Origin of the sequence: Oerskovia gallyi, assembly GCF_014836745.1 — a bacterium.
GTDB lineage: Bacteria > Actinomycetota > Actinomycetes > Actinomycetales > Cellulomonadaceae > Oerskovia > Oerskovia paurometabola.
Window position 1 is genome coordinate 130,814 of sequence record NZ_JACSQE010000003.1, and the last position, 12,767, is coordinate 143,580.

The 12,767-nt window shown below is 73.1% G+C and carries 10 protein-coding genes; 3 read left to right on the forward strand and 7 right to left on the reverse strand.

Annotated features, from left to right (window positions below; all coding sequences use genetic code 11):
• Positions 1-49: 49 nt before the first annotated feature.
• From folE to dacB, 6 genes are all read right to left on the reverse strand, one after another.
• On the reverse strand, positions 50-661 hold the full coding sequence (gene folE, locus H9640_RS04735) for a GTP cyclohydrolase I FolE (RefSeq protein ID WP_425564139.1): 612 nt from the start codon (positions 659-661) through the stop codon (positions 50-52).
• Position 662: 1 nt separating this feature from the next.
• Entirely contained in the window at positions 663-2,717 is a 2,055-nt protein-coding gene (gene ftsH / locus H9640_RS04740) for an ATP-dependent zinc metalloprotease FtsH (protein ID WP_191789572.1), read from the reverse strand.
• 234 nt (positions 2,718-2,951) lie between these two features.
• Positions 2,952-3,506 carry a hypoxanthine phosphoribosyltransferase gene (gene hpt / locus H9640_RS04745; RefSeq protein WP_030144051.1) on the reverse strand — a complete coding sequence of 185 codons (555 nt, stop codon included), beginning with the start codon at positions 3,504-3,506 and terminating at the stop codon, positions 2,952-2,954.
• 5 nt (positions 3,507-3,511) lie between these two features.
• The gene (tilS, locus tag H9640_RS04750; protein ID WP_191789573.1) at positions 3,512-4,663 is read right to left on the reverse strand and encodes a tRNA lysidine(34) synthetase TilS; all 1,152 of its coding nucleotides are present in this window, start codon (positions 4,661-4,663) and stop codon (positions 3,512-3,514) included.
• A gap of 7 nt (positions 4,664-4,670) precedes the next feature.
• The gene (locus H9640_RS04755; RefSeq protein ID WP_191789574.1) at positions 4,671-5,783 is read right to left on the reverse strand and encodes a zinc-dependent metalloprotease; all 1,113 of its coding nucleotides are present in this window, start codon (positions 5,781-5,783) and stop codon (positions 4,671-4,673) included.
• A 78-nt stretch (positions 5,784-5,861) separates the two neighbouring features.
• On the reverse strand, positions 5,862-7,316 hold the full coding sequence (dacB, locus tag H9640_RS04760; protein ID WP_318243645.1) for a D-alanyl-D-alanine carboxypeptidase/D-alanyl-D-alanine endopeptidase: 1,455 nt from the start codon (positions 7,314-7,316) through the stop codon (positions 5,862-5,864).
• Positions 7,317-7,541: 225 nt separating this feature from the next.
• Here dacB and H9640_RS04765 point away from each other — a divergent pair, with 225 nt between their 5' ends.
• Entirely contained in the window at positions 7,542-8,045 is a 504-nt protein-coding gene (locus tag H9640_RS04765) for an inorganic diphosphatase (RefSeq protein ID WP_056645206.1), read from the forward strand.
• Between the two features lie 132 nt (positions 8,046-8,177).
• Here the strand turns inward: H9640_RS04765 and H9640_RS04770 are convergent, their stop codons facing one another.
• Positions 8,178-9,599 (reverse strand): C40 family peptidase, encoded by a 1,422-nt coding sequence (locus H9640_RS04770; protein ID WP_191789575.1) that lies wholly within the window; start codon positions 9,597-9,599, stop codon positions 8,178-8,180.
• 450 nt (positions 9,600-10,049) lie between these two features.
• Here H9640_RS04770 and H9640_RS04775 point away from each other — a divergent pair, with 450 nt between their 5' ends.
• A complete protein-coding gene (locus tag H9640_RS04775; RefSeq protein ID WP_191789576.1) occupies positions 10,050-11,414 on the forward strand; it encodes a bifunctional o-acetylhomoserine/o-acetylserine sulfhydrylase in 1,365 nt (454 codons plus the stop codon).
• 73 nt (positions 11,415-11,487) lie between these two features.
• Complete coding sequence (metX, locus tag H9640_RS04780) at positions 11,488-12,699, forward strand: homoserine O-acetyltransferase MetX (RefSeq protein ID WP_225226726.1); 1,212 nt, start codon at positions 11,488-11,490, stop codon at positions 12,697-12,699.
• Positions 12,700-12,767: the final 68 nt, after the last annotated feature.

Genomic DNA, 12,767 nt, shown 5'->3' on the forward strand with positions numbered 1-12,767 from the left:
CAGGGCGGGGAGCGCGCCGTCGTGCTGTGTGTACCGCACTGCTGCGTGCCTACCGTCCCAGGATCAGGCTCATGGCCTCGGCGCGCGTGGCGCCGTCGCGCATCTGTCCGCGCACCGCCGACGTCACCGTCCGCGAGCCCGGCTTGCGGACGCCCCGCATGGACATGCACAGGTGCTCGCACTCGACGACGACGATCGCGCCGCGCGGCTCGAGGTGCTCGACCAGGGCGTCGGCGATCTGCGTCGTGAGCCGCTCCTGGACCTGGGGGCGACGCGCGTACACGTCGACCAGCCGGGCCAGCTTGGACAGGCCCGTGATGCGGCCGTCGGCGTTGGGGATGTACCCCACGTGCGCGACGCCGTGGAACGGCACGAGGTGGTGCTCGCACGTCGAGTAGACCTCGATGTCCTTGACCAGCACCATCTCCTCGTGACCGAGGTCGAACATGGTGGTCAGGACGTCGCCCGGCTCCTGGCGCAGGCCCGCGAAGATCTCGCGGTACGCGCGGGCCACGCGGGCGGGGGTCTCCTGGAGCCCCTCGCGGTCCGGGTCCTCCCCCACGGCGAGGAGGAGCTCACGCACCGCGGCGCGCGCCCGCTCCTCGTCGTACGCGGGGACGTCGGCAGCGGCGCGCAGGCCCTGCTCGGCCCGTGCGGTCACGTCAGACCTGCCCGTCGTCGACCACGCGGTCCGCAGGGACCTCGCCGATGCGCTCGGGCGGGAGCTCGTCGCTCGCGGCGGCGGCCTCGTCCTGCGGGACGACGATGGGCTCGCCCAACGGGTCCTTGGGCATGGTGGCCTTCTCTGCGTCGGTCAGCACGGGAGGACGGTGCGAGACGGCGCGCTGCTCGCTCGAGAGCCAGACCTCGCGGGGGTCGCGCTTGACGACCGGGGCGAAGATCTGCGCGAGCTCGGCCTGGTTCAGGGTCTCCTTCTCGAGGAGCTCCAGGACCAGGTGGTCGAGCACGTCGCGGTACTGGACGAGCACCTCCCACGCCTCGTCGTGCGCGGCCTCGACGAAGCGGCGCACCTCGTGGTCCACGGTGCCCGCGACCGACTCGGAGTAGTCACGCGTGTGGCCCATGTCGCGCCCCATGAAGGGCTCGCCAGAGCCCGTGCCGAGCTTGATCGCCCCCACGCGCTCGCTCATGCCGTACTCGGTGACCATCTTCTTGGCGATCGCGGTCGCCTTCTCGATGTCGTTCGAGGCTCCCGTGGTCGGGTCGTGGAACACGAGTTCCTCGGCGACACGACCACCCATCGCGTAGGCGAGCTGGTCGAGCAGCTCGTTGCGCGTCGTGGAGTACTTGTCCTCGAGCGGCATGACCATGGTGTAGCCCAGGGCACGTCCGCGCGGCAGGATCGTCACCTTGGTGACGGGGTCCGTGTAGCGCATCGCCGCGGCGACCAGGGCGTGGCCGCCCTCGTGGTACGCCGTGATCTTCTGCTCCTTGACGTTCATCACGCGGGTCCGCTTCTGCGGCCCGGCGATGACGCGGTCGATGGCCTCGTCGAGGGCCCGGTCGTCGATGAGCTGGGCGCCCGAGCGCGCGGTGAGCAGCGCGGCCTCGTTCAGGACGTTCGCGAGGTCCGCACCCGTGAAGCCGGGGGTCCGGCGCGCGACAGCGGCCAGGTCGATCTCGGGGACGATCGGCTTGCCCTGCGCGTGCACCGCGAGGATCGCCTCGCGGCCCTTGAGGTCGGGGGCCTCGACCGCGATCTGCCGGTCGAAGCGGCCCGGACGCAGGAGCGCGGGGTCCAGGATGTCGGGACGGTTCGTCGCCGCGATGAGGATGACGTTGGTCTTGACGTCGAACCCGTCCATCTCGACGAGGAGCTGGTTCAGGGTCTGCTCGCGCTCGTCGTGCCCGCCGCCCATGCCGGCACCACGGTGACGGCCCACCGCGTCGATCTCGTCGACGAAGATGATGGCCGGAGAGTTCTCCTTGGCCTGCTGGAACAGGTCACGCACGCGGCTCGCGCCGACGCCGACGAACATCTCGACGAAGTCCGAGCCGGAGATCGTGTAGAACGGCACGCCCGCCTCGCCCGCGACGGCGCGGGCCAGGAGCGTCTTGCCGGTGCCGGGAGGTCCGTACAGCAGCACGCCCTTGGGGATCTTGGCGCCCACGGCCTGGAACTTGTCGGGCTCGGCGAGGAACTCCTTGATCTCGTGGAGCTCCTCGACGGCCTCGTCCGCCCCGGCGACGTCGGCGAACGTCACCTGCGGGGTGTCCTTGGACGCGAGCTTCGCCTTGGACTTGCCGAAGCCCATGACCTTGGAGCCGCCGCCCTGCATGCGGGACAGCAGGAACCAGAAGACGAGGCCGATGATGAGGAACGGCAGGATGAGCGAGAGCGCCGACGCGAGGAACGAGGGACGCGCGATCTCGGAGTTGTAGCCCTTCGGGGGGTCCGCCTCCGTGACGGCGTTCACGACGGCCTCACCCTGGGGCTGGACGTAGAAGAACTCCACGCTCTTGCCCTGGGACTTGCCGTCGACCTCGTAGTCCTCCTTGAGGGTCAGCTGGACCCGCTGGTCGCCGTCGACGATGAGGGCCTGCTCGACCTTGCCGTCCTGGAGGAGCTCGAGCCCCGTCGAGGTGTCGACACGGTGGACGCTGGGCCCGGACAGCGCCATGAAGGCGATCCCGAGGATCGCCAGGCCCACGACGATCCAGATGATCGGTCCGCTGAGAATCTTCTTGATGTTCATCGGCGACGGGGACGATTCCCCGTATCCCTCCACTCGCGCAATGGTTCCGCCAGTGAAGTTACACGCACAACCTGGCAGTTGGCTGGTCTGTTCGCCCAGGGCGTTGCTTCGACGAGCGACGTCCGCAACGGGTGGCGGCCGGGGCCGCGGGCGGCCCGCGGGTGACGGGAGGAGGGCGCGCGACGCTCGGTCGCGGCCCTGCCTCCCGTCAGCGCGCGGGCACGGGGAAGCGCGTCAGGACGAGTAGACGTGCGGGGCGAGCGTGCCCACGAACGGCAGGTTGCGGTACTTCTCCGCATAGTCCAGGCCGTAGCCCACGACGAACTCGTTGGGGATGTCGAAGCCGATGTAGCGCACGTCGACCTCGGTCTTCGCGGCGTCGGGCTTGCGGAGCATCGCGGCGACCTCGACGGAGGCCGGGCCGCGGCTGCGCAGGTTCGACAGCAGCCACGACAGCGTCAGGCCCGAGTCGATGATGTCCTCGACGATGAGCACGTGGCGGCCCGTGAGGTCGGCGTCGAGGTCCTTGAGGATGCGCACGACGCCCGACGACTTGGTGCCCGACCCGTACGACGAGACGGCCATCCAGTCCATCTCGACGTCGTGGTGCAGCAGGCGGGCGAGGTCCGCCATGACCATGACGGCGCCCTTGAGCACGCCGACGAGCAGGAGGTCCTTGCCCGCGTAGTCGCGGTCGATCTGCTCGGCGAGCTCCACCAGCCTCCCGCGGAGCTGGTCCTCGGTGAGGAGGATGTTCTCGAGGTCGTTGCCGACGTCGGATGAGTCCACGGGTTTCACTCCTGTGCTGGTTCTGCTGGGGTCTCGGCGGGCACGGTTCGCTCGGGCGAGGGGGGACGCGCGGGCCGTAGGAAGAGTCTCCCACGGGTCCGCAGTGCCCGGAGGTCGCCCGGCAGGTGCGCGGGCCCCTGACCACGCCAGTCGGTGATCATCGCGTCGAGCGTCGCGACGTGGCTCGCGAAGAGGGATCCGGCGGGACTCCCGGCCTCGGTCGCGGCGCGTCGCAGCGCCCGACGGCGCAGCGCGGCCGGGGCCGACGACAGCACCTGGGTGTCGAGCACCACAGGGGCGCCGCCCGTGCGACGGTCCTCGCCGCCGCCCGGTTCCGCGACACGGGCCTCGTCGAGCAGCCGGTCCGCGAGCTCGTCGAGCAGGTCCGCGTCCTCGCGGAGCAGGTCGGCGGTGCGAGCCAGCGCCTCCGCGACGCCCGGACCGAGCACGTCCTCGAGGACGGGAAGCACCCGTGCACGCACCTGCGAGCGCAGGGGCAGGGGCGCGCCGAGCCGCACGTCCGGTTCGGTCGCGCCCTGTCCGGTCGTGCCCTGCCCGGGCACACCCGGTCCGGTACCGGGCACCCCGTTGGTGGGGTCGGTCCACCAGGTCAGTCCGTTCGCGGTGCACACGTCCTCGGTGTCGCTCCGCCGCAGACCCAGGAACGGGCGACGATAGACGCCCCGCACGGCGGCCATGCCCGCGAGGGACCGTGCCCCCGAACCACGGGCGAGCCCCAGCAGCACCGACTCGGCCTGGTCGTCGAGGGTGTGCCCCAGGAGCACTGCCGACGCCCCCGCGACGTGAGCGACGTCGTCGAGCACCGCGTAGCGCGCGTGGCGCGCCGCCGCCTCGAGACCACCGCGGCCCGCGACCTCGACCCGCCGGACCTCGACCGGGTCGAGGCCGAGCGCCCGGCACCGGTCCGCCGCGACGGCCGCCACCTCGGAGCTGCCGTCCTGGAGCCCGTGGTCGACCACGACCGCCCCGGCCCGCAGCCCGTCGCGCGAGGCGACGAAGGCCGTCGCAGCCGCGAGCGCGAGCGAGTCCGCACCGCCCGAGCACGCCACGAGCACGAGCGAGCCGGGCGCGAGGTCGCGGACCACGCTGCGCACGGCGCGCCGTGCCGCCGCCTCCGCGGGACGCGGACCTACCACGCGCGCGTCAGCCGTGGACCCGGCGCACCCAGGCACCGGGGTCGGCGATCTCGTGTGCCGAGGGCAGGTGCTCGGGGCTCGACCAGACCGCGTTGAGCCCGTCGCGCCCCACCTGCTTCTCGACCCCGCGCACGAACGCGGCGCCGTCCCGGTACTGGGCGAGCTTGGCGTCCATGCCCAGGAACCTGCGCAGGACCGTGTCGAGCGTGCTGCTGCCCTGCCCGTCGCGGCGCGCCTCGAACTGCGCCCGGATGCGCCGGACCGTGGGGACCGTCGCGCGCCCGACCGCGTCCATCATGACGTCGGCGTGCCCCTCCAGGAGCGCCATGACGGCCGACACCTCCTCGAGCGAGCGCCGCTGGTCGGGCGTGAGGAGCCCGTGGGCGACCCCGCCCTCCTGCCCGCGCACGGCCCGCAGGACCACCTTGCCCGCGGTCGCGAGCTTGTCGCGCAGACGCGCCTCGGCGAGCTGGCGGGAGGACTCCGAGAGGCCCGCGAGGAGCTCGCGGGCCGAAGCCCGCAGATGCTCCGCGAGCCACGGGGCCGCGGCGAACTGGAGCGCGTGGGTCTGCTCGTGCAGGCAGACCCACAGGCGGAAGTCCGCCGGCACCAGGTCGAGGTCGCGCTCGAGCTGCAGGACGTTCGGGGCGACGAGGAGCAGACGTCCGGGGACCGGCGTGCCGTGCGCGCTGTAGGGGTCGAACTGGCCCAGCACGCGGCTCGAGAGCGCAGCCAGGACGGCCCCGACCTGCGCCGCCCCGACGAGCGCCGTGGTCGCCGACACCGGCTTGTCCCCCGCGCCCGTGAGGGAGTCCGCGACGCCGTCGGTCAGGCTCGCCATGACCTCGGTGTTGGCCCGGGCCCAGCGCGACCGGTCGACGACGTACACCTGCGAGAGCGCCGGTGCCCCCGCGTCACCGGGCCGCCCCGGGTCGGCCGGCGACATGCGCGTGACGCGCAGGACGTGCGGCACCGCTGCGGACGCCGCCTCGCGCAGCCCCTCCACGAGCGCAGCGAGCTCGTCGCGCGAGGCCGTCGGACCCGGAGGTGCGACGCGGGCGGCGATCTGCGCGGCGGAGGTCCAGTCGACGAGCGGCGCGCCGACCACGGAAGACGTCATCGCCCCACCGTAGCCGGTACGCGGGGCCGGGCGACCGTCACCGTCGGCGGGCAACCGTCACCGTCGGCGGGCGGGGCGTCAGTCCGCCGAACCCACCAGGCCCCCGACGAAACCGTCCATCAGCAGACGCGCACCGTACGCGCCACCGTCGGGCAGGGCGTCCGCGAGGAGGACGAACACGAGCTGGCGGTCCTGCGCGGTGACGACCGTACCCGCGAGCGACGTCACGTTCGGCAGGCTCCCCGTCTTGGCCCGGACCACTCCCCTGCCGGGCGACGCGAGGAAGCGGTCGTCGAGCGTGCCGGACAGCCCGGCGACGGGCAGCCCGACGGCCCCTGCGCGCAGGCCGGGCTGCGCCGGGTCCGCCAGGAGGTCGACGACGGCGGCCAGCTGGGCCGCCGACAGCGCCGACCCGTCGCCCAGGCCGGAGCAGTCGGCGAGGACGGCCCCCGTCAGGTCCACCCCGAGGCGCGAGACGCTCGCGGTGACGGCCTGCCTCGCTCCGTCGAACGTCGCGGGCAGCCCGGCGTCGATCGCGACCAGACGTCCCACGACCTCGGTGATGGTGTTGTCCGAGTGCTGGAGGAAGTACGCGACGACCTCGCTCAGCGGAGCTGACTCGACCGACCCGAGAACCTTGGCCGTCGAGGCGGACTCGCCCCGTGCGGGAGGGCCCTCGACCGTGATGCCCTGCTCCGTGAGGCGCGTCGCGAGAATCTCGGCAGCCGCGAGCGACGGGTCGGCGCTGCGCTTGGCGTACTCGGCGTCGCTCAGGCGGGCGATGTCGACCGCGACCGAGGTCACGGGGGCGATGTAGCCCGCCGTCACGTTCCCGGCGAACACCGCGGGGCTGACCGTGGGGCCGGAGAAGTAGCGGTCGTCGACCACGAGGCGCACCGTCGTACGACCGGTGAGCTTGAGCTCGCCCGCAACCTGCGTCGCCAGGTCGGCCATCCCTGCCCGACCGTTGACGGCCAACGGGTCGCCCTCCTCGGCCGCGAGCATCATGTCGCCGCCGCCGACGAGGGCGATCGTGCCGGCGTCGACCTCGACGACCTTCGTGGTGAGCGTCACCTCGGGTCCCGGGGACGCGAGGGCCGCGGCGGCGGTGAGGACCTTCTGGGTCGAGGCCGGGACCATGGGCGTCTCCGCCCCGCTCTGCGCGAGCACCTCGCCCGTCATCCGGTCCATCACGACGCCGCCCACCCTGCCGCCCAGACGCGCGTCCTGGACCAGCGCGTCGAGCGAGGCGGCGATCGCCGTGGCGTCGGGCAACGGCGCCGACTCGTCGAGGACCGGCAGCGTCTGCGCAGGTGAGGCGGAGTCCACCGCACCGGGAGGCGTCGGGAAGGGGGCCGCGGGAGCCACCGCGGGTGCGGTCGTCAGGACGCCGGGAACCACGTCGTACGCGTCGGCCGTCAGGTAGCCGCCCGCGAGGACCACCACGATCCCGGCAGTGATCCCGGTACGCGCCACCCAACCCATGTCGTCCTCTTCCCTCCTGCCGTCGGCGCCCAGGAGCGCGCCGCTCACGTGCGCATTATCACCCAAGAACCGCGGAGTCCCCGGGGTCCGGCCACCGCCGACCCAGACCGTTCGTGTCACACTAGAGGGCGCATGCTGGCCTGATACCTCGTGGTCCACACCACCCGGCCGGGTTCACCGGTCGGAACGGCCGGGGCCGCGTGCGCACGACAGCCGATTCACGACCGCCACACCGCGACCGAGCGGGTGAGCCGGTTCAACTGGAGGAGAACAGTGGAGTTCGACGTCACGATCGAGATCCCGAAGGGCCAGCGCAACAAGTACGAGGTCGACCACGCGACCGGTCGCATCCGCCTTGACCGCATGCTGTTCACCTCGACGCGCTACCCGGACGACTACGGCTTCATCGAGGGCACCCTCGGTGAGGACGGCGACCCGCTGGACGCCCTCGTCCTGCTCGAGGAGCCCACGTTCCCCGGCTGCCTGATCCGTTGCCGCGCGCTCGGCATGTTCCGCATGCGCGACGAGGCCGGCGGCGACGACAAGGTCCTGTGCGTGCCCACGGGGGACCAGCGCGCCGCATGGCGCCAGGACATCGACGACGTGTCGGACTTCCACCGTCTCGAGATCCAGCACTTCTTCGAGGTCTACAAGGACCTCGAGCCGGGCAAGTCCGTCGAGGGCGCCCACTGGACCGGCCGCACCGAGGCCGAGGCCGAGATCGAGCGCTCCATCCAGCGCGCGATCGACAGCGGGTACCACACCCCCGGTCACTGATCCTGCGCTGCCGGCACGCCCCGGACGCCACGAAGGCCCGGTCTCCCCTGAGGGAGGCCGGGCCTTCGTGCGCGGGTGCCCCTACCGGCTGACGGGGCGCCTCGCCCGGGCCGCCGCGTCAGAGGCGCCGTGTCAGGGGCGTCCGGCGTAGGGCATCGTGCTCGACCAGCGGACGGAGCTGATCTGCACCGGCTTCCCCTCGTAGATGGCCTCGATCATCTGCCCGTTACCGATGTACATGGCCACGTGCCAGATGGTGCTCGGGTCGTTCGGGTTCGTGCCGTAGAAGATGAGGTCGCCCGGGCGGAGCTGGCTGTAGGCGATCTTGGCGACCCGCGCGTACTGCGAGCGTGAGGTCCGGGTGATGTTCACGCCGACGCTGGCCCAGGCCTGCGAGGTCAGGCCCGAGCAGTCGTAGGCAGGGCCGGTGCCGCCCCAGAGGTAGGGCGCGCCGATCTTCGTGCGTGCCCAGGCGACGGCAGCCTCGCCCTTGGCCGCCCCGGAGTCGGGGGGCGTGACCGGAGGCGTCACGGGAGGAGTGACGGGCGGGGTCACGGGGGGCGTGACCGGAGGCGTCACGGGAGGGGTGACCGGGGGTGTCACCGGCGGGGTCACGGGCGGAGCCACGGGCGGGGCGACAGGCGGCGTGACGGGTGGCGGCGTGGTCGTCGAGCCGCTGCCCGCGCCGGGCGAGGGCACGCTCTGGCCCCCACGGTCGGCCTGCGCCCGCTCCTCGGCTGCACGCCGCCGTTCGGCGTCGATCGCGTCCTGACGCTGCCGCTCGACCTCGACGGTCGTGGACCGGGCTGCGGCGAGGTCCACCAGGAGCTCGTCGCGACGGGCGGCGGCGGCGCTGACGGCGCCGTCGATGTTCTGCTGCGCCTCGAGCGCGGTCGTGTAGGCCTGCTCGGCCCGCTCGCTCGCCGCGGCCCGCGCCTCCTGGGCCGCGACGGACCGGGCGCGCGCCGAGTCGGCCAGGGCCCGCGCGGTGCGGTGCCCGTCGGCCACCGTCTGGACCTTGCGACCCGTGAGCCGCTGCGCCTGCTCGGACTGGACGATCTGGTCGAGCTCGTCGGCGTCGAGCACGACGCGGAGCGTGTCGAGCGACCCGCCGGACTGGCGGGACGCACGGTAGGTCGCGCCCATCGCGGAACGAGCCGCCGCCTCACCGGCCTCGGCCGTGGTGAGCGCGGCCTTCGCCGCCTCGACCTCGGCTGCGGCGGCCTCGAGGGCGCTCTGCGCCTCACCGGCCTCCTCGGCGGCGAGGCCCGCACGCGTCCAGGCGTCGTCCTGCTGGTCCGCGAGGGTGGCGAGGTCCGCCTCGATGTCGGCGACGCGCTGGGCCACCGCGCGTTCGTCCTGCTGCGCCGAGCGGAGGTCGTCGTCGCTCGGGGGGTCGGCCTCCGCGGCGGGTACGACACCGCCGGTGAGAGTCACGGCCAGCGCGGCCACGATCGCGAGCCGGCCCGCCCCGCGCGGCGTCCCGGGGTCCTGGGGCGCGCGACGTCGTCGGGCGGGGGTGGCCTGCGGGGGGGAAGGCTGCGAGATCGTCACGCTCCTCCTATGCGTCGTCGGGACGGGTCGGCCGCGCACCTGCGGCCGCGCGCCGCGAGGGCGGCGGACGTCCAGTCTCTCCGGCGGTCTGCCGGGCGGCGACCCGGCACACGGGTGAACAGGGCCCGCCCCGGGGTGAACATCACCCCCGCACGTCTCGCATCGCGAGACGGGGGTATCGCCGGATGAGATGCCGACCTAGTCTCGGGACATGACCTGCCGTCGAATGTGTAGCTGACCCCCAGCGCACGTTCGCCTGCCCTGCGGGCGGCACCCGGACGCACCTCGGACCGGCGACCTGACGACGACCGTCAGCCGCAGCCCCCGACGTCCGGCCGGACCCGCCCACCGCGTGCGCACCAGTCCCCTCACTGCCCCGCCGCGGACCGCCCCGGAACCAGGCCACCGGACGCACCTGCGGCTCCCTCCCCCGCACCCCAAGGAGCCACCATGAGCACCGAGCCCCGCTGGTCCTTCGAGACCCGCCAGATCCACGCCGGCCAGACGCCCGACCCCACCACCGGGGCACGCGCCCTGCCGATCTACCAGACCACGTCGTTCGTCTTCCCCGACGCGAGCGTCGCGGCCGACCGCTTCGCCCTCAAGGACCTCGGCCCCATCTACACGCGCATCGGCAACCCGACCGCCGAGGTCGTCGAGAACCGCATCGCCAACCTCGAGGGCGGCGTGGGCGCGCTCCTCCTCGCGTCGGGCCAGGCCGCGACCACCTTCGCGATCCTCAACGTCGCCGAGGCAGGCGACCACATCGTGGCCAGCCCGTCGCTGTACGGCGGCACGTACAACCTGCTCCAGTACTCGCTCGCCAAGCTCGGCATCGAGACCACGTGGGTCACCGACCCGCACGACCCGCAGGCCTGGCGCGACGCGGCCCGCCCGAACACCAAGGCGTTCTTCGCCGAGACCATCCCCAACCCCAAGGCGGACGTCCTCGACATCGAGGCCGTGGCCGCCGCCGCGCACGAGGTCGGCGTCCCGCTCATCGTGGACAACACGGTCGCGACGCCCTACCTGCTGCGCCCCATCGAGTTCGGCGCGGACATCGTCATCCACTCCGCGACCAAGTACCTCGGCGGGCACGGCTCGGCGATCGGCGGCGTGATCGTCGACTCCGGGAACTTCGACTTCTCGAAGGACCCCGAGCGGTTCGCGAGCTTCAACACCCCGGACCCCAGCTACAACGGGATCGTGTACGCCCGCGACCTGGGCGTGGACGGCATCCTGGGCGCGAACCTCGCGTACATCCTCAAGGCGCGCGTGCAGCTCCTGCGCGACCTCGGGTCGGCCATCTCGCCGTTCAACGCGTTCCTCATCGCCCAGGGCATCGAGACCCTGTCGCTGCGCGTCGAGCGCCACGTCGAGAACGCCAAGACCGTCGCGACCTGGCTCGAGTCGCGTGACGACGTCGTGTCCGTGGGGTACGCGGGCCTCCCGTCGAGCCCCTGGTACGCCAACGCGCAGAAGTACACGCCGCGCGGTGCGGGCGCGATCGTCACGTTCGAGCTCGACGGCGGCGCCGACGCCGGGCAGGCGTTCGTGTCCGCGCTCACGCTCCACTCGAACGTCGCCAACATCGGCGACGTCCGCTCGCTCGTCATCCACCCGGCGTCCACGACGCATGCCCAGCTCAGCCCCGAGGAGCAGGTCAAGGCCGGCGTCACGCCGGGCCTCGTCCGCCTGTCCGTCGGGATCGAGCACGTCGACGACATCCTCGCGGACCTCGAGGCGGGGTTCACCGCCGCGAAGGCCGCACTGGGTTCCGACGCCGCGACCGCTGCCTCGGGCGCGGCGGAGTAGGGCGCCGGGACACGCGATGACGATTCTGGACGGCCGGGGCGCGCCCGGTGCCCCGGCCGTACAGTGGACGGCGATGACCTCTCCGGCTCCCTCCGCGTCCCCGCGCCCGCTGCGCGGGTCGGACTCGCGTGCACGGGCCAAGGCGCCCGTCCCGGCCTCGGCCGCGTGGCGCGAGGGGGACGACGCCGGGGACCGCCTCTTCGCCGACGTCGGCACGTTCGACCTCGAGGCCGGGGGCAGGCTCCCGGACGTGCGCGTGGCGTACGAGACCTGGGGAACGCTCGCGCCCGACGGCTCCAACGCCGTGCTCGTGCTGCACGCGCTGACCGGGGACTCGCACGTCGTCGGTCCGACCGGACCCGGTCACCTGTCCGCGGGCTGGTGGGAGGCGATGGTCGGGCCGGGCGCCCCCATCGACACCGACCGGTACTTCGTCGTCGCGCCCAACGTGCTCGGCGGCTGCCAGGGCACCACGGGCCCCGCGTCCGACGCGCCGGACGGCCGCCCGTGGGGCGGGCGCTTCCCCCGCGTGACGACCCGCGACCAGGTCGCCGTCGAGATCGAGCTCGCGCGTGCCCTGGGCATCACGTCGTGGGAGCTCGTGATCGGCGCGTCGATGGGCGGCCTGCGCGTGCTCGAGTGGGCGATCCTCGGCCCCGAGGCGGGCATCACGGTCGAGTCGGTCGCGGTCATCGCGTCCGGTGCCCAGACGTCGGGCGACCAGATCGCGTGGGCGCACCCGCAGCTCGGTGCGATCCGCGCCGACCCGCAGTACCGCGGCGGCGACTACTACGACGTCCCCGACGACCAGGGTCCGCACGTGGGCCTCGGCATCGCGCGGCAGATCGCGCACGCGACCTACCGCAGCGCACGCGAGCTCGACGAGCGCTTCGGCCGCCTGCCGCAGGGCGGCGAGGACCCGTTCACCGACGGGCGCTACGCCGTCCAGTCCTACCTGGACCACCACGGCGACAAGCTCTCGCGCCGCTTCGACGCGAACTCCTACGTCGTGCTCACCGAGTCCATGCTGACGCACGACCTGGGCCGCGACCGCGGCGGCGTCGATGCGGCCCTGGGCCAGATCACGGCCCGCGCGCTCGTCGTGGCCGTCGACACCGACCGCCTGTTCCTCCCCGAGCACTCGGCACGGATCGCCCAGGGCATCCCGGGCGCGCAGCCGCTGCGGCTCCTGCACTCGGAGTTCGGGCACGACGGGTTCCTCATCGAGTTCGACCAGCTCGGGCCCATGGTCACGCAGTTCCTCGGGGAGCGCGCGCAGGTCTGAGCCTCTGGAGCTCAGTGGCTGGTTCGCCGGGCCCACACCCGTCCCATCCCTTGCGCCGTGCGTGACGC